15 protein-coding genes are annotated in these 21,431 nt (G+C 66.8%); 3 read left to right on the top strand and 12 right to left on the bottom strand.

The window, feature by feature from the left end; genetic code table 11:
* Positions 1–267 precede the first annotated feature (267 nt).
* Genes ACU18_RS17035 through ACU18_RS17025 form a run of 3 tightly spaced genes read right to left on the bottom strand, consistent with a single transcriptional unit; the run spans position 268 to position 7,848 of the window.
* A complete protein-coding gene (locus ACU18_RS17035; RefSeq protein ID WP_050687540.1) occupies positions 268–3,972 on the bottom strand; it encodes a 1,4-alpha-glucan branching enzyme in 3,705 nt (1,234 codons plus the stop codon).
* A 1-nt stretch (position 3,973) separates the two neighbouring features.
* Positions 3,974–5,770, bottom strand: a complete 1,797-nt coding sequence (gene treS / locus ACU18_RS17030; RefSeq protein WP_050687538.1) for a maltose alpha-D-glucosyltransferase — start codon at positions 5,768–5,770, stop codon at positions 3,974–3,976.
* Positions 5,767–7,848: an alpha-1,4-glucan--maltose-1-phosphate maltosyltransferase gene (locus ACU18_RS17025; protein WP_050687537.1), complete on the bottom strand. Its 2,082-nt coding sequence runs from the start codon at positions 7,846–7,848 to the stop codon at positions 5,767–5,769. The genes treS and ACU18_RS17025 overlap by 4 nt, the downstream gene beginning before the upstream one ends.
* 141 nt (positions 7,849–7,989) lie before the next feature.
* Here ACU18_RS17025 and glgP point away from each other — a divergent pair, with 141 nt between their 5' ends.
* Positions 7,990–10,608 (top strand): alpha-glucan family phosphorylase, encoded by a 2,619-nt coding sequence (glgP, locus tag ACU18_RS17020; protein ID WP_197273611.1) that lies wholly within the window; start codon positions 7,990–7,992, stop codon positions 10,606–10,608.
* Positions 10,609–10,682: 74 nt separating this feature from the next.
* On the opposite strand, the gene ACU18_RS17015 is transcribed toward glgP, so the two are convergent.
* From ACU18_RS17015 to ACU18_RS16985, 7 genes are all read right to left on the bottom strand, one after another.
* The gene (locus ACU18_RS17015; RefSeq protein ID WP_050687534.1) at positions 10,683–11,039 is read right to left on the bottom strand and encodes a barstar family protein; all 357 of its coding nucleotides are present in this window, start codon (positions 11,037–11,039) and stop codon (positions 10,683–10,685) included.
* 40 nt (positions 11,040–11,079) lie between these two features.
* Positions 11,080–13,188: a glycogen debranching protein GlgX gene (gene glgX / locus ACU18_RS17010; RefSeq protein ID WP_050687532.1), complete on the bottom strand. Its 2,109-nt coding sequence runs from the start codon at positions 13,186–13,188 to the stop codon at positions 11,080–11,082.
* Positions 13,189–13,274: 86 nt separating this feature from the next.
* On the bottom strand, positions 13,275–14,264 hold the full coding sequence (gene rlmB, locus ACU18_RS17005; protein WP_050687530.1) for a 23S rRNA (guanosine(2251)-2'-O)-methyltransferase RlmB: 990 nt from the start codon (positions 14,262–14,264) through the stop codon (positions 13,275–13,277).
* 89 nt (positions 14,265–14,353) lie between these two features.
* Entirely contained in the window at positions 14,354–15,811 is a 1,458-nt protein-coding gene (gene cysS, locus ACU18_RS17000) for a cysteine--tRNA ligase (protein ID WP_050687528.1), read from the bottom strand.
* 9 nt (positions 15,812–15,820) lie between these two features.
* Positions 15,821–16,321 (bottom strand): 2-C-methyl-D-erythritol 2,4-cyclodiphosphate synthase, encoded by a 501-nt coding sequence (ispF, locus tag ACU18_RS16995; protein WP_432246010.1) that lies wholly within the window; start codon positions 16,319–16,321, stop codon positions 15,821–15,823.
* 17 nt (positions 16,322–16,338) lie between these two features.
* Complete coding sequence (ispD, locus tag ACU18_RS16990) at positions 16,339–17,121, bottom strand: 2-C-methyl-D-erythritol 4-phosphate cytidylyltransferase (protein ID WP_050687525.1); 783 nt, start codon at positions 17,119–17,121, stop codon at positions 16,339–16,341.
* A gap of 109 nt (positions 17,122–17,230) precedes the next feature.
* Positions 17,231–17,713 carry a CarD family transcriptional regulator gene (locus tag ACU18_RS16985; RefSeq protein WP_011690592.1) on the bottom strand — a complete coding sequence of 161 codons (483 nt, stop codon included), beginning with the start codon at positions 17,711–17,713 and terminating at the stop codon, positions 17,231–17,233.
* A 257-nt stretch (positions 17,714–17,970) separates the two neighbouring features.
* Between ACU18_RS16985 and ACU18_RS16980 the strand changes: the two genes are divergently transcribed.
* Positions 17,971–18,528: a hypothetical protein gene (locus ACU18_RS16980; protein WP_432245616.1), complete on the top strand. Its 558-nt coding sequence runs from the start codon at positions 17,971–17,973 to the stop codon at positions 18,526–18,528.
* A gap of 77 nt (positions 18,529–18,605) precedes the next feature.
* Here the strand turns inward: ACU18_RS16980 and ACU18_RS16975 are convergent, their stop codons facing one another.
* Both ACU18_RS16975 and ACU18_RS16970 read right to left on the bottom strand, forming a co-directional pair.
* The gene (locus ACU18_RS16975) at positions 18,606–19,286 is read right to left on the bottom strand and encodes a response regulator transcription factor (protein WP_050687521.1); all 681 of its coding nucleotides are present in this window, start codon (positions 19,284–19,286) and stop codon (positions 18,606–18,608) included.
* The gene (locus ACU18_RS16970) at positions 19,283–20,509 is read right to left on the bottom strand and encodes a sensor histidine kinase (RefSeq protein WP_050687519.1); all 1,227 of its coding nucleotides are present in this window, start codon (positions 20,507–20,509) and stop codon (positions 19,283–19,285) included. The genes ACU18_RS16975 and ACU18_RS16970 overlap by 4 nt, the downstream gene beginning before the upstream one ends.
* 205 nt (positions 20,510–20,714) lie before the next feature.
* On the opposite strand from ACU18_RS16970, the gene phoU reads away from it, so the two are divergent.
* Entirely contained in the window at positions 20,715–21,377 is a 663-nt protein-coding gene (gene phoU / locus ACU18_RS16965; RefSeq protein WP_050687517.1) for a phosphate signaling complex protein PhoU, read from the top strand.
* Positions 21,378–21,431 lie beyond the last annotated feature (54 nt).

The following is a 21,431-nucleotide window of genomic DNA, read 5'->3' as shown; positions in this document are numbered from 1 at the left end:
AGCAACTTTTCAAACTTACCGGCTGCATTCCAGTCTGTCAAACCGGGATCCGCGGCCTTCATAGCTGTAAAGCAAGACGGCCGGGGTTTTCGGTCTGACTCCGTGGAGCAGCGCGGAAATAAACTGTACCACCACTTGGCCGGGAAGACCACCCGGCCCGGTTACGCTCATCCGACGCTCCCCCGGTTGGGCCCAAAAGGCCCGGAATCACGGGGATTCCGGGCCTTCGAGGTGTTCCGCAGATAAGCGTTACCGATTGGAGAGATGTCAGCCTGCGGCCGGAGCACCCACGGTGAAGTACGCGGCACCCAGCGGCGGCAACGTGACGGTCAGCGTTGCCGGCTGCCCGTCCTGGCCTTCGTCGGTGGCAACCAGCGGGCCATCGTTCAGGACGCCCGATCCGCCATAGGTGGCATGGTCGGTATTGAGCACCTCGTTCCACGCCCCGGCAACGGGAACCCCCAGGGTGTAGCCCACGTGGGGCGCACCGGAGAAGTTGATGGCGCAAACCACTGCGTTGCCGTTCGTGTCCCACCGGATGAAGGACAGGACGTTGCGGTCCGCGTCTCCCCCGTTGATCCACTGGAACCCGCCGGGTTCGTTGTCCCGTTCGTACAGTGCCGGGGTGGCAGCGTAGAGCTCGTTGAGGTCTTTGGTCAGCAGCTGCAGTCCCTTGTGGGCCGGGATATCGGCAAGCCACCAGTCCAGGCCGTGCTGCTCGGACCACTCGGCTTCCTGGCCGAACTCCGTGCCCATAAAGATGAGCTGCTTGCCCGGGTGTGCCCACTGGTAGGCGAAGAAGGCGCGCAGGTTGGCCAGCTGCTGCCAACGGTCACCCGGCATCTTCCGCAGCATCGAACCCTTGCCATGCACAACCTCGTCGTGGCTGATGGGCAGCAGGAAGTTCTCGGTGAACGCGTACACCAGCGAGAACGTGACGGTCCCGTGGTGCCACTTGCGGTTGATCGGTTCCTCGGCGGCGTAGGACAGGGAATCGTGCATCCAGCCCATGTTCCATTTCAGGCCGAAGCCCAGCCCGCCGTGGCTGGTGGGCGCGGTGACGCCGGGGAACGCCGTGGATTCCTCGGCGATCATCACGGCACCGGGGTGCGTTTTGTAGACAGTGGCGTTCACTTCCTGCAGGAAGGACATGGCCTCCAGGTTCTCGCGGCCGCCGAACCGGTTGGGCTGCCACTGTCCTTCCTCGCGGGAGTAGTCCAGGTACAGCATCGAGGCGACCGCATCCACCCGCAGCCCATCGATGTGGAACTCCTCCAGCCAGTACAAGGCGTTCGCCACCAGGAAGTTCCGGACCTCGGAGCGGCCGAAGTCGAAGATCAGGGTGCCCCAGTCAGGGTGCTCGCCCAGGTTCGGGTCGGCGTGCTCGTAGAGCGCTTCGCCGTCAAACTTGGCCAGCGCCCAGGCATCCTTGGGGAAGTGGGCCGGCACCCAGTCCAGCAGCACGCCGATTCCCGCCTGGTGCAGCGCATCCACGAGGAAGCGGAACTCGTCGGGGTGCCCGAAGCGGGATGTCGGCGCGAAGTAGGAGGTGACCTGGTAGCCCCAGGAGCCACCGAACGGGTGTTCGGCCACGGGCATGAACTCGACGTGCGTAAAGCCGAGCCACTTGACGTAGTCCACCAGTTCGGTGGCCAGTTCCTTGTAGCCCAGGCCCAGCCGCCAGGAGCCGAGGTGGACCTCGTAGACGCTCATGGCTGAGTTGTGCGGGTCACGCTCAGCGCGGGCCGCCATCCATTCGGCGTCCTTGAAAGCGTAGGAGGGCTCCACGACACGTGAAGCGGTCAGCGGCGGAACCTCGGTCCCGAAGGCCAGCGGATCGGCTTTTTCCACCCAGTAGCCGGCTTTGGTCCGGATCTCGAATTTATAGCACGCCCCTGCTACAACGCCGGGAACGAAGATTTCCCAGACCCCCGAGGAGCCCAAGGACCGGAGCGAGTTCTCACGCCCGTCCCAGCCGTTGAAGTCACCCTTGATCCGCACGGCCTGGGCGTTGGGGGCCCACACGGCGAAGGACACGCCGTCCACGTCACCCAGCGATGACTTGTAGTGCTGGACGTGCGCCCCGAGCACCTCCCAGAGTTTTTCGTGCCGGCCTTCGCCGATCAGGTGCAGGTCCACTTCGCCCACGGTGGGAAGGTAGCGGTACGGCTCGTCGACCGTGACGGCGTCGGCTCCGGGGTAGGTCACGGAAAGCCGGTAGTCGGGCACATGGCCCTGCTGCAGCGGTTCCAGGACCGCCACCCAAACGCCGTGCGCCTCGTGCTCCATGGGTACTGACCCGGCGGACGTCACCACGGAGACGGCTTCCGCCAGATGCTTGACGGTACGGACTGTCACGTGGCCGTAGTCGTCAAGGTGCGCGCCGAGGACGGAGTGCGGGGCGTGGTGTTCGCCGTTCGCGATCCTGCCCAGCGTGTCGGCGTCCACCGGCAGCGGCGCCCCGGGGCGGTCGGTCTGTGCTGAGCCTGTCATTTCATTGCCTTCCGATGCTGCCCCGGCGAGGATGCCGGCGCCATTACTGCCCAGGAGCCGTCTGGAGGCGTTCACGGGGATCGCCAGCCAGTCCGGCCTGTTGCGCATTTCGTAAACCACTTCATAAAGCGCCTTGTCCAGCCACAATGCCACAAAGAGCGGCGATTCCCGGTCCACGGTGCCGGCCCTGACGCCGGCGTAGCCGGCCAGGAACGCGTCCGCGCAGTCATCCACCCAGGAATCGGGAACCTGCGCCCCGTCCTGTTCGCGCAGCGCGGCGCCCGCGGCGTAGTCGAAGGACCGGAGCATCCCCACCACGTCCCGCAGCGGAACGTCCGGGACATTCCGTTCGGCGATGGGCCGCAGGGGCTCACCCTCGAAGTCCAGGATGGCCCACCGTGAGGCGCCGGCGCTGCCGGGCACCTGCAGGATCTGGCCAAGGTGGAGGTCGCCGTGGATCCGCTGCAGCGGACCCGCGGCGACGCCGTCGAGCCCTGCCAGCAGGTCGTCGAGGGCGTCGTTGTAGGGCCCGACGGCGGGACCGGCTTCCGCCCAGGCCTCGCGGACGCGCTGTGCAACAGCGGGTCCGATCACGGTCCCGGACGAGGGTTCGGCAGAGGTACCCAGCGCTGCCGCGAGCCGGCGGTGGACGGTGGCCGTGGCCGCGCCAAGCGCGTGGGCTTCCGCGGTGAAGTCGGTACCGGACCGGGCGGCGTCAACTGCCAGCCGCCACGCGTCGCGGCCGCCTGCCAGGAATTCGTGGGCCACTGCCAGTTCGCCCTGCACTGTCCGGGTGCTTCTGCCGGACTGCCCGGCGCCGGCACCGTTGACCGGGCCCTGGGCGAGCCACTCCCCGCGGACCCAGCCCAACGTGGCCGGCACCTCGGTGGTGCCGCCGGCCGTCAGGGCGGAACCCACTTCCACCTCGGGGTTGGTGCCGTCGGAGAGTACCCGGAAGAATTTGACGATCGCTGCCGATTCGCCGTCGTCCACAATGACCGAACTGTTGGACTGCTCACCGGAGAGGACCTTGACCACGCCCCGGGCGGTGGGCAGGCGGTAGTCGCCGGCCACCTTGAAGCCGGTGGCCGTCCCGGTGGGCGCGGTGCCCTGGTGCCGGATGAGTTCCAGCCAGGCGGCCACGAAGTCGGGGTCATGGACGGCGTCGTAGACCCAGGTCCGGGACGGGTCGGTCCCGGCAGCCTGACCCACGAGGGCCCGCTCCATCCCGGCCGCGGGGGCGGGCCGGAAACTCAACGGAACCTGGACCACTGAGGTCCGGGGACCGCCGTCGGGCGTCCTGGTGGTGACGTTCAGGATGAAGACGGCGAGCCCGGCGTGCCCGGCGGGGTCCGCCAGGCCAAGGCTGCCCGCCTGGGACATCTCGAAGTCGTCGGTTTTCACGGGGAACCAGCGCTGCCTCGGAAGCCATTCCCGAAGCAGGGCAGTCAGGGCGGGGGTGAGGATGGGCTGGCTCATATCAGTTCTCGATCGAGAGGATCGGCAAGGCCTGCGTATACGGTGAGGCCGGATTTGACGACGCCGAGCGGATCCGCAGCCAGAAGAAATCGTGGCTGCCCAGCGTGAGCGTCAGCGTCCCGTCCTCGCTGATGCCCGGGAACGGCTGGCCGCCGAAAACGTCCCGCAGGCCCCGCCCCGCGTACTGCGGAATCCGCAGCTTGGCTGCCACCGGGTGCTGGGAAAGATTGAAGGCACACAGGATCGTCTCGCTGTCGGCCCCCGCCGAATTCCCCTCCGGGAGTTCACGCAGGTACGACAGGACGGCGTCGTGGTCGGCCTCGACGTGCTTGAAGCCGCCGAGTCCGAAGGCCGGGTGGTTGCGCCGGACGCTGAGGATCTGCCGGGTCCAGCGCAGCAGCGAACCCGAGTGGGCGGATTCCGCTTCCACGTTGGCCATGGCGTAGTTGTACACCAGCGACTGGATGGGCGGCAGGTACAGCTTGCCGGGGTCGGCACTGGAGAATCCCGCGTTGCGGTCGGGGTTCCACTGCATGGGCGTGCGCACGGCGTCGCGGTCGTCCAGCCAGATGTTGTCGCCCATGCCGATCTCGTCCCCGTAGTACAGGAACGGGCTGCCCGGCAGGGACAGCAGCAGCGCGTTGATCAGTTCAATCTCGGCGCGGGAGTTGTCCAGCAGCGGGGCCAGCCGGCGGCGGATGCCGATGTTGGCCCGCATCCGGGGATCCGGGGCGTACCAGCCCAGCATGGCTGCGCGCTCGTCCGGGGTCACCATCTCCAGGGTCAGCTCATCGTGGTTGCGCAGGAACGTACCCCATTGGGCCCCCTCGGGGATTTCCGGGGTGTCCTGCATGGTTTCGATGATGGGCGCGGCCTTCTGGTCGCGCAGCGCGTAGTACAGCCGCGGCATGATGGGGAAGTGGAAGGCCATGTGGCATTCCGGTTCCTCCTCGGTTCCGAAGTACTCCACCACCTCGTTGGGCGGCTGGTTCGCTTCGGCGATGATCACCCGGCCCGGGTAGCTTTCATCCACCATGGTGCGCAGTTTCCGGAGGAAGTCGTGCGTGGCAGGCAGGTTTTCGCAGTTGGTCCCCTCCTCTTCGAAGAGGTACGGAATGGCGTCGGCCCGGAAGCCGTCGATGCCCTGGTCCAGCCAGAAGCGCACCACGTCGAACAGGGCTTCGATGACCTTGGGGTTTTCGAAGTTCAGGTCCGGCTGGTGGCCGAAGAAACGGTGCCAGAAGAACTGCCGGCGGATCGGATCAAACGTCCAGTTCGATTCCTCAGTGTCCACGAAGATGATGCGGGCGTCCTCGTACTTTTCGTCCGTATCGCTCCACACGTAGAAGTCGCCGAACGGACCGTCAGGGTCCTTGCGGGATTCCTGGAACCAAGGGTGCTGGTCCGAGGTGTGGTTCAGGGGCAGGTCGATGATGACCCGCACGCCCCTGGCATGGGCCTCGGCGACCAGGCGCTTGAAGTCGCTGATGGTGCCGAACTCGTCCAGGACGGAGTTGTAGTCGGAAATGTCGTAGCCACCATCACGCAGCGGCGACTGGAAGAACGGCGGCAGCCAGAGGCAGTCCACCCCCAGCCACTGGAGGTAGTCGAGCCTGTCGATGAGGCCGGAGAAGTCACCGGACCCATCGCCGTTGGCATCCGCGAAGGCCCGGACGAGCACTTCGTAAAACACGGCCTTCCGGTACCACAGCGGGTCGTGCTGCAGGCCCGGAGCGTTCAGCTCAAAGCTGCTTTTGGGGGTGAAATGCTGGCTGGCACCCTGCGGATTGAAATTCACTGATGCATTCTCCTCACGCTCAGGATGTGGGCGGGTTCAAGGTGCGGGTCGCGGCGGACGTAGTTGTACTCGCCCCATTCCCAGCTTTCACCGGTGAGCAGGTCATCGACGTAGAAACCGCCGCCGGGGGTCAGGTCCTGCTGGTCCAGTTCCAGGGCGGCCAGGTCCAGCACCACCGTGCACTCGCGGGCGCCGTGCGGGTCCACGTTGGCCACCACGATGATGGTGTCCTTCGTTCCGTCCGGCAGGGTCTTGTGCTTGGAGTAGGCCACCGTGGCGTCGTCAGTGGTGTGGTGGACCGTCAGGTTCTGCAGGTCCTGCAGCGCCGGGTGGTTGTGCCGGAGGTGGTTGAGCCGGGTGATGAACGGCGCCAGGGTGCGGCCGGACGCGGCAGCACCGTCCCAGTCGCGGGCCTTGTACTCAAACTTTTCGTTGTCGATGTATTCCTCGGCACCGGGCCGGGCAACGTGCTCGTAGAGTTCGTAGCCGGCGTACACACCCCACAGCGGGCTGGCCGTGGCGGCGAGGACCGCGCGGATCTTGAACGCTGCCGGGCCGCCGAACTGCAGGTATTCGGTGAGGATGTCCGGGGTGTTGACAAAGAAGTTGGGCCGGAAGAAAGCCGCGGATTCGTGGCTGACCTCGGCGAAGTACTTCTCGATCTCCGCCTTGGTGTTGCGCCAGGTGAAGTAGGTGTAGGACTGCTGGAACCCGGCCCGGCCCAGCGCGTGCATCATGGCGGGGCGGGTGAAGGCCTCGGCGAGGAACACCACGCCGTCCACGTTTTTGTCCACTTCGGCGATCAGCCATTCCCAGAACCACACGGGTTTGGTATGCGGATTATCGACCCGGAAGATCTTTACGCCATGGCTGACCCACAGGAGGACAATCCGGAGAATTTCGCGGGAAAGTCCTTCCGGATCATTATCGAAATTCAGCGGGTAAATGTCCTGGTATTTTTTCGGCGGGTTTTCCGCGTAGGCAATGCTGCCGTCCACGCGGGTGGTGAACCACTCCGGGTTTGACGCCACCCAGGGGTGGTCAGGGGCGGCCTGCAACGCCAGGTCCAGGGCTACATCGAGGCCCAATTCGGTGGCCCGCGCCACAAAGGCGTCAAAGTCCTCAAAGGTGCCCAGGTCGGGGTGGATGGCGTCGTGGCCGCCTTCAGCCGCGCCGATGGCCCAAGGCGAGCCGGGGTCGTTGGGGCCGGCAATGAGGGTGTTGTTGGGGCCCTTGCGGTGCTGTACGCCGATCGGGTGGATGGGCGGCATGTACAGGACGTCGAAGCCCATGGCCGCCACGGCGTCCAGGCGCTTCGCGGCCGTGCGGAAGTTTCCCGAGGTCCAGGCGCCGGTGGTGTGGTCCTTAACGGCGCCTTCGGAACGGGGGAAGAACTCGTACCAGGCCCCGCGGCCGGCACGTTCGCGCTCCACGAGCAGCGGGTAGCGGCGCGAAACAGTGACAAGTTCGCGGATGGGCTGGCGGGCCACAACGTCCGTGACGTCGGCGCCGAATCCGGCGCCCAAACGTTCCTCGGTGCTGCGACCGGTGTCGGCCAGGGCCTGCGCGGCCCGGCCCAGGACGTCCCTGTCGTTTCCGTCGCGGGACTCGTCGTTCGCGGCTTCGCCCAGCAGCGCCGCACCTTCGGCAAGCATCAGCTCAACGTCCACGCCGGCGGCGATCTTCACCTCCGCGTTGTGGTGCCACGTGCCGTAGCGGTCATGCCAGGCTTCAATACTGAACGTCCAGTTGCCGGGTTCCGACGGCGTGAGGATGCCTTCCCAGCGGTCGGTACCCATGCCGCGTTCCCCGCGGGGCGGGGCCAGGCGGACGCGCTGGCGCTCGGCGCCTGCGGCGTCGTGCAGGACGGCGCTGACGCCCAGCTGGTCGTGGCCTTCGCGGAATGAGGTGGCGCCCACCACGATTCCTTCTCCCGGCACGGCCTTGGCCGGGAACGCCCCGTCTTCGATGACCGGCTGTACGGCGGTGATCGGAAAACGTCCGAAGCGCAGGCCCTCAGTGATGCTGCCCGTTGGTTTCGTCGTGGATGCGGCTGTGTTTCCTGGGTTAGTCGTCACAGGCTCGACGTTAGCGAGAAAAGCCGGAATTTGCTAAGCCTGCGCACCTTTTGCGCCGTGGCGCACGTCATTCCTGTCATTTACCCAAAAGAAACCCTGTGCTTGTTCCAGCCGCGGAAGTTGTCCGTTAGTGTGACGCAGGTGAAGGCAATCCGCAGGTTTACGGTCCGTACAGTCCTCCCCGAGCCCATCCGTCCGCTGTCGCGGCTGGCCAGCAATCTGCGCTGGTCCTGGCACCGCCCCACCAGGGAACTTTTCGCCGCCCTGAACCCCAGGATCTGGGCGGAAAGCGGGCAGGACCCTGTTAGCTTCCTGGGCCTGGTCAGCCGGGAGGAGTTCCAACAACTCGCAGCCGACCAGTCGGTAGTGGACCGGATCAGTGCCGCCGCGGCGGATCTTGACCGGTACCTGGACGAGCCCCGCTGGTACCAGGGCCTCGGGCCGGAAGCGCCCGCGGCGATCGCCTACTTCTCGCCGGAGTTCGGCATTACCGAGGTCCTGCCGCAGTACTCGGGCGGCCTGGGCATCCTGGCCGGGGACCACCTGAAAGCCGCCTCGGACCTCGGCGTACCGCTGATCGGCGTCGGCCTGCTCTACCAGGCCGGCTATTTCAAACAGTCCCTGTCACGTGATGCGTGGCAACAGGAGACGTACCCCGTACTGGACCCGGACGGGCTGCCACTGACGCTGCTCCGGGAACCCTCGGCGGACGGCAACGGCCGGCCCCTGCAGGTGTCGCTGCCCCTGCCCAACGGCCGCCGGCTGCTGGCACACATCTGGCGGGCCGACGTCGGCCGCGTTCCCCTGCTGCTCCTGGACTCCAACGTGCCGGGCAACGACGACGCCGCCCGCGGCATCACCGACCGCCTGTACGGCGGCGGCGGGGACCACCGGCTGCAGCAGGAACTGCTGCTGGGCATGGGCGGGGTGAAGGCGCTGCGCGCCTTCCAGCAGCTGACCGGGACCCCTGCACCGGAGGTCTTCCACACCAACGAAGGCCATGCCGGGTTCCTGGGCATCGAACGCATCCAGGAGCTGATGGCCGGTGAGCAGGCGCTGACCTTCGACGAGGCACTCGCCGCTGGCCGGGCCTCCACGGTGTTCACCACGCACACACCGGTTCCCGCCGGCATCGACCGGTTCGAGATCGCCCAGATCAACCACTTCTTCCAGGCGGGGCTGGCCCCCGAGGTTCCTGTTGACCGGATCCTGGAACTGGGCCGGGAGAATTACGCCGATGGGAACCCGTCAGTGTTCAACATGGCCGTGATGGGCCTGCGGCTGGCGCAGCGGGCCAACGGCGTGGCCAAGCTCCACGGCGAGGTGTCCCGCGGTATGTTCTCGGCCCTCTGGCCGGGCTTTGACCACTCCGAGGTGCCCATCACGTCCGTGACCAACGGCGTGCACGTGCCCACGTGGGTGGACAGCCGGATCTCCAAGCTGGCCCGCGACCAGTTCGGCAGCGAAGCGGAGGCCAACGGCCGCTGGGACCTCGCCTACAACGTCAGCGACGCCGATGTGTGGGCGCTGCGCCGGGAAATGCGCTCGGCGCTGGTGGATGATGTCCGCCGCCGGCTCCGGGCCGCGTGGAAGAAGCGCGGCGCCGCCGACGCGGAGCTGGGCTGGACCGAGAAGGTCCTCGACCCGGATGTGCTGACCATCGGGTTCGCCCGCCGCGTGCCCACCTACAAGCGGCTCACGCTGATGCTCCGTGAACCCGACCGCCTGAAGGCACTGCTCCTGCACAAGGACCATCCCATCCAGCTGGTCATTGCGGGCAAGTCGCACCCGGCGGACGACGCCGGCAAAAAGATGATCCAGGACCTGGTCCGGTTCACCGATGATCCCGAGGTCCGGCACCGGATCGCGTTCCTGCCCAACTACGACATCGCCATGGCCCGGACGTTGTTCCCGGGCTGCGACGTGTGGCTCAACAACCCGCTCCGCCCGCTGGAGGCCTGCGGCACGTCAGGCATGAAGGCGGCACTGAACGGTTCGCTGAACCTGTCCGTCCTGGACGGCTGGTGGGATGAAATGTACGACGGCGAAAACGGCTGGGCGATTCCCACCGCCAACAATGGGGCCTCACCGGAGGAACGCGACGATATCGAGGCGGCCGCGCTGTACGAACTGCTCGAAACGCAGGTGGCGCCGAGGTTCTACGGCAACACCGTTTCCGAGGCTGCGGGCGCGGCAGGACCGTCGACGTCGGCCGCTGAGAAGGTGCCAACGCACTGGGTGTCGATGATCAAGCACACCCTGTCGCACCTGGGCCCCGCTGTGTCCGCCGAGCGGATGCTCCGCGACTACGTCAACATCCTGTACCGCCCGGCGGCGGAAGCCGGCCGGACCGCCGTCGCGAATTCCTTCTCCCAGGCCCGCACCCTGGCAGCCTGGACCGCGGGGGTGCGTGCGGCTTGGCCGCACGTGAGTGTGGAGCACGTGGACTCCGTGAACGTCTCGGAGGATCCGCAGATCGGCGACACACTCCAGGTCAACGCGTACGTGGCGCTGCAGGCCCTCACGCCGGAGGATGTCTGCGTTGAAGTGGCCTACGGCCGGGCCGAGGAAAGCGACAGCCTCACGGACATCACGCTGATGGAACTGAAGGCGCAGGAGGACCTGGGTGGCGGCCGCCACCTGTTCAGCGGTTCCCTGGTGATCGACAGGTCCGGCTCCTTCGGCTACACGGTCCGGGTCCTCCCCCGCCACGACGCGCTGGCATCCAAGGCTGAGCTCGGGCTGATCGTCAACGCCTGACAGGACAAAAAGCCGGGTCCGGCAGGGATGAAAAGGCTGCCGGACCCGGCTTTTTGCGTATCGGCGCGCTCAGCTCAGAGCAGGACTGCCGTCACCGAAAGGTCAGCTCCCGCGTAACGCTCGGCGTCCTGGAGGACCTCGCAGATAATTCCGAAGGAACGGTCACTGCGGAACGGTCCCGCCACCTGCCACAGGACCGTCACGGGCGGGTTGCCGTTGTCAGCGATGCTGTCCGCGAAGTCGTGCAGGGAGTCGTTGAGCGCGTCAAGGTCCGCGTCGGATTCAGCCGGGAAGCTGAGGACCTCCCCGAAGGTCTCCAGGACCGCCCGTTTGCTGTCGGCGGCCGGAACCAGGAGGCTGCGGCGGCCCTGATCGGACACCTGCTCCTGCAGTTCGGCAAGGGTCCAGGTGTCGCCTGAGTAAATCTTCATGGGGGTGCTGTGCTGCCTTCCGACAGGGTTGGGCCGAAGCCTAGGTGCGGTAGATGCTGATGGAGTTTGCCTCCACCAGGTCCTTTTCGCCGGACGCCACTCTGCCGCCCTTGCGCAGTTCGTGCAGGGGCGAGGTGGTGACCCGGAGTTCGAACATCCGGGGGGCAGCGCTGCCGACGATCGCCGGCAGGGTGATCTGGACGTCCGAGGTGCTGCCGTTGACCACCACCAGCCCGGCCAGGGTGCCGTCGTCGGAGCCCAGCAGGAGCTGGACCACGCGGTGCTGCGGATTGTTCCAGGCGTCCATGCTCATGGGCTGGCCGCTCTGGTCGAACCAGTAAAGGTAGGACTGTTCATCCCGGACGGGGAAGTCGTGCCGTTGGGCGGCCAAAAATTCCTTGCGCAGCCGGATGTACCGCGTGGTGCTGCGCAGCATCTCCTCCGACTCCGGCGTGCGGGTCCAGTCCAGCCAGGCGATGGCATTGTCCTGGCAGTAGGCGTTGTTGTTGCCCTGCTGGGTGCGGGCCAGTTCGTCGCCGGCGGTGATCATGGGCACGCCGAGGGAGACCAGCAGCGAGGCCATCAGGTTCCGGCGGGACTGGGCCCGTTTGGCCAGGATGGCCCCGTTTTCGGTGGGGCCCTCCACACCGTGGTTGTAGCTGCGGTTGTCGCCGTGGCCGTCGCGGTTCTGCTCACCGTTGGCTTCGTTGTGTTTCCGGTCGAAGGACACCAGGTCGTGGAGGGTGAACCCATCATGGGCGGTGACCAGGTTGACCGAGGCGAGCCGGGACCTGCCCGAGCCTTCAAACAGTGCTGCCGAGCCGGAGAGGGCATCGGCGAGCCGGGCCACGGAACCGCCCTGGCCGCCGGCGTCGATGGCGGCGCGGTCCGCGAGCCAGAAGGACCGGACGGAGTCCCGGAAGTGGTCGTTCCAGTCCACCCAGCCGGCAGGGAACCGGCCGGTCTGCCAGCCGCCGTAGCCCACGTCCCAGGGTTCGGCGATGAGCTTCACGTCCGACAGGACAGGATCGGCGGCGATGGCCACCAGGAACGGGTGCCGCGGGTCGAATTCGTTGGCGGCATTGCGGCACAGCGTCACGGCCAGGTCGAACCGGAACCCGTCAATGTGGAACTCGTCCACCCAGTAGCGCAGGGAATCCAGGACCATCTGGACCACGCGGGGTTCACCGAAGTTCAGGCTGTTGCCGCAGCCCGTGGTGTCCAGGTACCGGCCGTTCCCGTCGGTGCGGTAATACCTGTCTTCACCGAGGCCACGGAAGCTGAGGGTCTGCCCGTCCGGGCCGCCTTCGGCCGTGTGGTTGTAGACGACGTCCAGGATGACTTCCAGGCCGGCCGCGTGCAGGAGCTTCACCATGCCCTTGAACTCGTCCTGGACGGCTTGGGGCCCGGCGTCCTGCGCGGCCCGCGTGGCGTAGCCGGGGTGGGGCGCGAAGAACGCTGCAGTGTTGTAGCCCCAGTAATTGGTCAAGGCAAGGTCCTGCAGGTGCGGTTCGTCCAGATGGAAGTGCACCGGCAGCAGCTGCACCGACGTGATGCCCAGTCCCTGGAGGTGCGCTATCACGGCAGGGTGGGCCATGCCGGCGTACGTCCCGCGCAGTTCCTCCGGCACGTCGGGGTGGAGCATGCTCTGCCCGCGGACGTGGGCCTCGTAGATGATGGTGTTGCGCCACTGCAGGCCCAGGCGGGCGTCGGAGCCCCAGTCGAAGGCCGATGCCATCCGGACGCTGGTGAGGAACCCGTCGCGCTGGTCAATGGCGCGGCCGTAGGGATCAAGCAGCAGCGGCTGGCCGCCGGCGTCATCCACATCCCGGGTGGGCACCGCGAGCGGCAGGGACTGCTCGGGCGACGCCGGCCGGAAACCGTACCGGGATCCAACAGGCAGGTCCGCCACGATGCCGTGGTGGACGCCGTGGGTGACGTTGGGCAGCGCCTGCACCCGCCAGTCCCCGCCCGGGGCGATGTAGACGATTTCCAGGCTGGGGACGCCCGGAGCGTAGCAGGCAACGTTGGCCCGGGCCGTCCCGTGGTGCCCGGCGCCGCTGGTTTCCGGACGCGGCACGCTGACACCCAGCGGCACCGCCGTGGAGGTGTCCGTGGTGGAAGCGGTGTCGAAGAGCGGCATGACCATCACCTAAAATTTTAGCCGCCAGCGGCACATAAGACTGACCGGCCGCCGATATGACGGCCGGGTAACAGCTACGGAACGGGCGTCCGCTACTTCGTGGCGCGCTGGCGCGAGACTTCGTACAGGGAAATGCCCACGGCCATGGAGGCGTTCAGGGATTCCATGGCCGAATCGATCGGGATGGAGACGATCTGGTCGCAGTTCTCGCGGACCAGGCGGCTGAGGCCCTTGCCCTCGGAGCCCACCACGATGCACACGGGTTCGGTGGCGAGGGTGAGGTCCGGCAGCGACACGTCGCCGTCGCCGTCGAGGCCCAGCACAAAAATGCCCATGCCTTTGAACTGCTTGAGCGCGCTGTTCAGGTTGGCGGCACGGGCCACCGGGACCCGCACGGCTGCGCCGGCGCTGGTCTTCCAGGCCGAGGCAGTGACGCCCACGGAGCGGCGCTCCGGGACAATGACGCCGTGACCGCTGAAGGCGGAAACAGAGCGGATGATGGCACCCAGGTTGCGGGGATCGGTGATGCCGTCCAAGGCAACAAAGAGCGGCGCGTTGGCAACGTGCCCCTTCTTCCACTTGTCCACGGTTTCCTCGGCGAGGTCGTAGGCGTCCTGGTACTCGTACGGCGGGATCTGCAGGACCAGGCCCTGGTGCACGGCGTCGTCGGTCATCCGGTCCAGCTCGGGCTTGCCGGTTTCCAGCAGCGGGATGCCGCGTTCGGCGGCGAGCTTCAGGGATTCCTTGACCCGGTCATCCATTTCGATGCGGATCGCGATGTGCAGCGCCTTCGCGGGGATGCCGGCACGCAGTGCCTCCACCACGGAGTTGCGGCCGGTCACCACTTCTTCGGTGGCGCGGCCCTTGGGTCCGGTCCTGCTGGCGCCGGCGCTGCGGGCACCCGTGCCGCGCTTGGCGGCGGAACGCTCGGACAGCTGCTTGGACTTGTGGGCCTTGTGGTACGGGCGGTCCTCGGCTTTGGGGGTGGGACCCTTGCCTTCGAGAGCCTTGCGGCCATGTCCACCGGTTCCGATGGTTGGGCCCTTCTTTGCCTTAATAGACCGGCGACCGTTGTTGGCCATTGTGTTCCACCCTTGATTGTGTTGACTGAGTCTGCCTACCAGTCTACGGACAGCAGAAAAATCGGCTCAATCGGGGCGGATCCGAGGGCTCAGCCGCGTTTCAGGCTCCAGGTGGCGCCGTCCGGGCCGTCCGCCACCACCACACCCGCCGCGGCAAGGGTGTCCCGGATGGCGTCCGAGGCTGCCCAGTCCTTGTCTGCCCGTGCTTTGGTCCGGGCGGCGAGCTGGGCCTGGACCAGGACGGCGAGGGCGCCGGTTTCGCGCCCATCCCCCGCCGGGCCGGAAGCAACATCGTTCAGGCCCAGGACCCGGAGCATGTCGTGGACCTGATGCAGGGCTCCTCGGGCCTCCTCCAGCCGGCCTTCGGTGAGCGCTGTGTTGCCCAGCCGGACCGTCTCGTGGAGCACCGCCAGCGCCGCCGGCACGTTCAGGTCATCGTCCATGGCGTTGCCGAAGGCTTCGGGAACGGTTCCGTAGGTGGCGAAACTGTAGGTCCCGCCGTCGGCCAGGGCCTGGACCGCCCGGCCCATAAAGCCTTCAATGCGTTCGACGGCGGCGGCGGCCTCCTGCAGCGACGTGGGCCGGTAGTCCAGGATGGACCGGTAATGGGCCTGGCCCAGGTAATAGCGGACCACGCGGGCGGGGGCCAGTTCCAGCATCTCCGCCGGGCTGACGGTGTTTCCGATGGACTTGGACATTTTTTCGCCCTGGTAGGTGACCATGCCATTGTGCATCCAGAAGTTGGCGAAGCCGTGGCCCGCCGCCTGCGACTGGGCCATTTCGTTCTCATGGTGCGGGAAGCGGAGGTCCAGCCCGCCGCCGTGGATGTCAAACTCGGTGCCCAGGTATTTAGTGACCATGGCGGAGCATTCCAGGTGCCAGCCCGGCCGGCCGGTCCCCCAGGGGGATGCCCAGCCGGCGGACGCGGGTTCGCCTGCCTTGGTGCCCTTCCAGAGGGCGAAGTCGCGGGGGTCCTTTTTCCCGCGGGGGTCGGCGTCCGGCGCGGCCTGCATGTCATCGATGTTCTGGCGGGTCAGGGACCCGTACCTGGCCCAGGACCGGACATCGAAGTACACGTCCCCGGAATCGTCCACAGCAGGGTACGCGTGGCCGCGGTCGATCAGGTCCTGGATCAGGGCGTGCATTTCCGGGATGTGCCCGGTGGCCCGCGGTTCATAGGTGGGCCGGCCGACGCCCAGGGCGTCGTAGGCCTTCAGGAATTCCTGCTCGTAGCGGTACGCCAGCGCCCACCACTCTTCGGCCACAATTTCACCGGGGCCGCCGCTGAACTCCGGACTGAAGGACTGGGCGGACTTAGCCAGGATCTTGTCGTCGATGTCCGTGACGTTACGGACCACCGTGACCCGGTGTCCGCGATGGGTGAGCCAGCGTGTCAGCTGGTCGAAGGCGATGGCGGAGCGGATGTGCCCCACGTGCGGCATCCCCTGCACCGTGGCCCCGCAGTAGTAGAGGCTGGCCGTGCCCGCGACGAGGGGAACGAAGTCGCGGACTTCGGCGGAGGCAGTGTCATAGAAGCGCAGGGTCACCGGTCCAGATTAGCCGATGGGGCCGGCTGCCCGGGGATAGACCAGGGCGGTGGCCATGGCGGAGATGCCTTCGCCGCGGCCGGGGAATCCCAGCCCGTCGCTGGTGGTGGCCGTGACGCTGACGGGCGCCCCCGCTGCATCGCTGAGGACGGTCTGGGCTTCCTCGCGGCGCGGGCCGAACTTTGGCCTGTTCGCCACGAACTGGACGGCGACGTTACCGATCTCAAAACCGGCGGCGCGGACGATCCGCGCCGCTTCTGCGAGGAGGGTCACACCGGAGGCGCCGGCGAATTCGGGCCGGTCCGTCCCGAAGTGTGTGCCCAGGTCGCCGATGCCGGCGGCGGAGAACAGCGCATCCGCCGCGGCGTGGGCCACGGGGTCGCCGTCCGAATGGCCCGCGAGGCCGCGTTCGCCCGGCCACAGGAGTCCGCCGAGCCAGAGGGGACGGGCAGGTTCGCCAGGGTCGTAGGCGTGGACGTCGATGCCGATGCCGGTCCGGGGAATGATCATTGCGGGCTGGTCCACGGTCATCCCTCCACCCAACGGGCGCCGAGCGGGCCTTCCAGGAGGCCTTCGGCGAGGATCAGGTCCAGCGGTGTGGTGATCTTCAGGGACTGGGTGGAACCCCGGACCGCGTAAACGGGAGTCCCCAGCATTTCCACCAGCATGGCGTCGTCCGTCACGGCAGCCGCCGATGCCGGGTCGAGCGCCGCTGCCGCGGCATGCGCCTCCAACAGGGTTGCCAGCCGGAAGCCCTGCGGGGTCTGGACGGCGCGGAGTTCCTCGCGGGGCGCCGTCCCGGTCACGAGTTCGGGGGCGATGGCGGCGTCCCCGCCGTCCGTGGCCACCACGGTCTTAACGGTATCCACCACGGCGACGGCGGGAATCACCGCTTCCGCCCCCGCGTCCAGCGCGTCGGCCACGCGGTGGAAAACGGCTTCGGGGGTGAGGGCGCGGGCGGCATCGTGCACCAGGACCGCCTCCACGCCTTCCATCAGGGCAGCGAGGCCGGCCCGGACCGAGCCGGCGCGGGTAGCGCCGCCGTCCACCACTGTCAGGAGGGGTCCGCCGTCGGCCAGTTCGTCCCGGAACGCATCGCACTGGGCGCGGAGCCCGTCGTCGCCGGCCGGCAGGGCCACGCAGATCTGCACGCCGACGCCGGCGGCAACAATGCCCCGCAAGGCATGGATCAGGATGGTGTCGCCGCCCAGGGGCACTGCCGCCTTGGGCATGCCGTAGCCGAGCCGTTGCCCTGATCCTGCTGCCACCAGGATCACCGCGGTGACCGGGCGGGTGGATGAATTCCTCATGCGGACCAGCCTACGTCCAGGAAGCCTTGCCCGGCCAAGCCCCCAGCCGGCCCTGTTTTTGGGCAAAAAGAAGCCCGGCGGCACTCCAGGTGCCACCGGGGTTCGATTCTTAGGAAGCCAGGACCTCGTCGAGAACGCTTGCTGCCTTCTCTTCGTCGGTCTTTTCTGCCAGCGCCAGTTCTGAGATCAGAATCTGCCGGGCTTTGGCCAGCATGCGCTTCTCGCCTGCGGAAAGGCCCCGGTCGTGATCGCGGCGCCACAGGTCGCGGACGACCTCTGCCACTTTGATGACGTCACCGGAGGCAAGCTTCTCGAGGTTTGCCTTGTACCTGCGCGACCAGTTGGTGGGTTCCTCGGTGAACTCGGCACGGAGGACGTCGAAGACATGCTCCAGGCCTTCCTTGCCCACCACGTCCCGGACCCCAACAAGGTCTACGTTTTCTGCTGGAACTTCAATGGTCAGATCACCCTGGGCCACCTTGAGCTTGAGATACATTTTCTCTTCGCCCTTGATGGTGCGCATCTTGATTTCTTCAATTTTCGCAGCACCGTGGTGAGGGTAAACTACTGTCTCGCCAACCTCAAATACCATGTGGACATTTCCCCTTTCCCGGCACCCAGTTTATCACGATTAAGGCATATGACCGGCCGCGGAACGGCCCCGCAACCGCAGAAATACGCGGAAAATGGGCCCAATCAGCCCGTCGGGACCCCTTGACGAAAGCGGATAATAGTGCATCTGGCCGGGGCTGCCAAGGGTGTTGCGCAGGTCTTCGAATCCGCGTTTGAGCCCCTTTGCGGATAGGCTAAGGGCTGAATAATGTTTCAAGACTCTCGAGGAGTACTGACGTGCGTTTCACTGCGATGAACCGGGCCGGGCGCGGCAAAATGGCACTGACGGCTGCCGCCCTGTGCGCGGGCCTGCTGACGGTATCGGGCTGCGGATACATCACGCCGCAGCAGACCAAGGAGCAGTACGCTGCCTCGGACGGCATCGTCGCCGACCTGGGCCCGCTGCAGCTGCGGAACTTCCTGGTCGTTTCCGCTGGCGAGGATCAGCCGGGCCGAGTGCTGGGCGCCGTCTACAACTCCTCCTCGCAGGATGTGACGCTGACCGTCAACGGCTCCGAAGGCTCGCAGACCGAGGTCCCCGTCAAGGCCAACTCGTACACGCTGCTGAACAACAGCACCGACGAGGCCATCCTCAGCACCACCGGCGGCATTCCCGGGTCACTGGTGGACCTGAAAATCAGTGAGAGCGGCACCAACGTCAACGAAACCGTCAAGGTTCCGGTGCTGGACAGCTCCATCGCCGAGTACAAGGACTACGTCCCGGCAGGCACCACCGCCGAACCCACGGACACCGCGTCGCCCACGCCGTCCGCCTCCGAAGAAGCTGCCCACTAAGGCGGCCACCGCAGCGCAACACAAAAGGGAGGGGCCAGCTGGCCCCTCCCTTTTGTGTTGCCGCGCCGCGGCGCGGTTTACGGTTCGAACTTGTAACCCAGCCCGCGGACGGTCACCAGGTACCGCGGCGCCGAGGGGTCAGGCTCGATTTTGCTGCGGAGCCGCTTGACGTGTACGTCGAGGGTTTTGGTGTCGCCCACATAGTCCGAGCCCCAGACGCGGTCGATCAACTGGCCCCGGGTCAGTACCCGGCCCGAGTTGCGGAGCAGCATTTCCAGCAGCTCGAATTCCTTGAGCGGCAACAGGACCTGGCCGCCGTCCACGCTGACCACGTGCCGTTCGATGTCCATTCGCACGGGACCGGCCTGGACCGTTGCGGAGATGAGCTCTTCCGGCTCCCCCTGGCGCCGCAGCACGGCCCGGACCCTGGCCACGAGTTCGCGGGACGAGTAGGGTTTGGTGACGTAGTCGTCAGCACCGAGTTCCAGGCCCACCACTTTGTCGATTTCGGAGTCCTTGGCGGTCAGCATGATCACCGGGACGCTGGAACGCTGGCGCAGCTGGCGGCACACCTCGGTGCCGGAGAGGCCCGGCAGCTGCAGGTCCAGGAGCACCAGGTCCGCCCCGTTGCGGTCGAACTCGGTGATGGCGTCCAGGCCGTTGTCCACAACCTCCACCTCGAATCCTTCCTTGCCCAGCAAATAGGACAGCGGATCGCTGAACGATTCCTCGTCCTCCACAATCAAAATCCTGCTCAAGCGCTAGCTCCTCGTTCTGTGGCGCCGGTGGCGCGGGGTACATGGGTGAGAGTAGGTTTGCGGGCGGTGGCCGGCGCACTGGCGGGCTCCGCCGCGTCGTCGTCCTGGCCTTCCATTTCCGGCAGCCGGAGGGTAAAGGTGGAACCCTGGCCGGGTTGGGACCACAGGGTGATTTCCCCGCCGTGGTTGGCAGCGACATGCTTGACGATGCTCAGGCCCAGGCCCGTGCCGCCGGTGTGCCGGGAACGCGCGGCGTCCACGCGGTAGAAACGCTCAAACACGCGCTCCTGGTCCTCGGGGCTCAGGCCCTCGCCCTGGTCGGTCACTGAGATGGCGACCAGGCCTTCCTTCGAGCGGACCCCGATCCCCACACGGGTGTTGGGTGGCGAGTAGCGGATGGCGTTGTCGATCAGGTTGCGCAGCGCGGTCACCAGGAGGTCCTGGTCGCCGAAGACCCTGCCTTCGGTCCGGCCGCCCACCACGATGCTGATGTTTTTGCTTTCGGCAGGAAGCTGCGAGCGGTCCACGGCTTCGGTGATGACGGCGTTGACGTCCACCGGTCCGCCCTGCTGGGTGACGCTGGCGCCCTGCAGCCGGGAAAGCTCGATGATGTCCTGCACCAGGGCCGCGAGCCGGCCGGATTCCTTGTGCATGCGCTTGGCGAACCGGCGGACGGCCAGCTCGTCATCCGCGGAGGATTCCAGGGCCTCGGCCAGCAGCGAGATGGCGCCGACGGGGGTTTTGAGTTCGTGGGACACGTTCGCCACGAAGTCGTTGCGGATTTCCTCGGTGCGGGTGATCTCGGTCCGGTCATCCGCGAGCAGGAGGATGAATTCCTCGCCGAGCATGGCCGCCCGGATCTGGACGATGATGGTGCCCTGGCCCAGCGGGCCGCGGGGCAGCTCCAGCTGCTTTTCCAGGATCACACCGTCGCGGCGGACCCCGGCTGTCATGTCCAGGAGTTCCTTGTGCACCACAGTGTGGCCGCGGACCAGCCCGTAAGCGTAGGCGGCGGGACTGGCGCGCACCACCCCGTCCACGGCGTCCACCACCACGAAGGCACGGCCGACGACGGCCAGCACCTCGGCGGCACCGGCCGGGAGTGCGATTTCGCCGGCGTCGACGTCCAGGATTTTGCGCTGCCGTTCGCTGACCCGGTACGCGAGCACGCCAAAGGTGCCAAGCGCCAGTCCGATCAGGCCGGCCAGCATACCGATGAGCATAGGATCCACAGCTCCACCTTATGCTCTGGCCGGGACCTCCACGGCGCGTCCGGGCGGCCTGCGCCGACGGTTCAACTAACGTTCACCTGCAGGGGCTCAACCGTTCACCGGCCACTGGCAGAGTAACGGGTTGGAGTGCCGAACGGCGACATGATTCCTGCTGCCCGCACGCGGGCGGGCGGGAGTTCCAAGGAAAGGACGCCCTGTGCGTAAGGTTTTTCAGGAAGAGCTCACCCAGGTAGGTGACCAGCTTGTGGAGATCTCCAGGCTGGTCAGCGAGGCGATGGACAAGGCCACCACGTCTTTCGAGGTGGCCGACGTGGACCTCGCCCAGGATGTTATTGCTGCTGACGCACGCATTGACTTCCTGCAGAACAGCCTCGACGAACGGGCCATCGACATCCTGGCCCTCCAGGGTCCCGTGGCCAGCGACCTCCGGATGATCGTGGGTTCCCTGCGGATGAGCGCCTCGCTCGAACGCATGGGTGACCTGGCCCGGCACATCGCCCAGCTGGCGCGCCTGCGGTTCCCGTCCACGGTGATCCCGGCAGCCATGACGGAAACCTTCAGCCGGATGGCGGAACTGGACCAGAACATCGCGGACAGCCTCACCAAGCTGCTCGAAACCCGCGACCTGGAAGTGGCCCGGGACATCCTGAAGGCCAACTCCGCCATCAACGACCTGCACTTGAGCGTGTTCAAGGCCATCGCGGCTCCGGAGTGGGCCGAATCGCCGGCAACCACGGTGGATGTGGCCCTGGCCAGCCGCTACTTCGAGCGCTTCGCCGACCACGGCGTTTCCGTGGCGCAGAAGGTCACCTACCTCGTCACGGGCGCCTGGCAGCCCAACGGCACCGACCACGGCTGAGGCTTTCCCACAAAATGGGCTGAACGGCAGCAGGACGACGGCGGGCCGGTGACC

Origin of the sequence: Arthrobacter sp. ZBG10 (assembly GCF_001238605.1) — a bacterium.
Lineage (GTDB): Bacteria > Actinomycetota > Actinomycetes > Actinomycetales > Micrococcaceae > Arthrobacter.
The sequence above is the reverse complement of the archived record's forward strand: the minus strand, read 5'-3'. Positions and strand labels throughout refer to the sequence as shown.

Excerpts from the sequence above, each read along its gene's own strand:
- ACU18_RS16970 (WP_050687519.1), bottom strand. The coding sequence starts at position 20,509 with ATGCTCATCGGTATGCTGGCCGGCCTGATCGGACTGGCGCTTGGCACC.
- ispD (WP_050687525.1), bottom strand. The coding sequence starts at position 17,121 with ATGAGGAATTCATCCACCCGCCCGGTCACCGCGGTGATCCTGGTGGCA.
- ACU18_RS17015 (WP_050687534.1), bottom strand. The coding sequence starts at position 11,039 with ATGAAGATTTACTCAGGCGACACCTGGACCCTTGCCGAACTGCAGGAG.
- ispF (WP_432246010.1), bottom strand. The coding sequence starts at position 16,321 with ATGATCATTCCCCGGACCGGCATCGGCATCGACGTCCACGCCTACGAC.
- ACU18_RS17035 (WP_050687540.1), bottom strand. The coding sequence starts at position 3,972 with ATGAGCCAGCCCATCCTCACCCCCGCCCTGACTGCCCTGCTTCGGGAA.
- rlmB (WP_050687530.1), bottom strand. The coding sequence starts at position 14,264 with ATGGCCAACAACGGTCGCCGGTCTATTAAGGCAAAGAAGGGCCCAACC.
- ACU18_RS16985 (WP_011690592.1), bottom strand. The coding sequence starts at position 17,713 with ATGGTATTTGAGGTTGGCGAGACAGTAGTTTACCCTCACCACGGTGCT.
- glgX (WP_050687532.1), bottom strand. The coding sequence starts at position 13,188 with ATGGTCATGCCGCTCTTCGACACCGCTTCCACCACGGACACCTCCACG.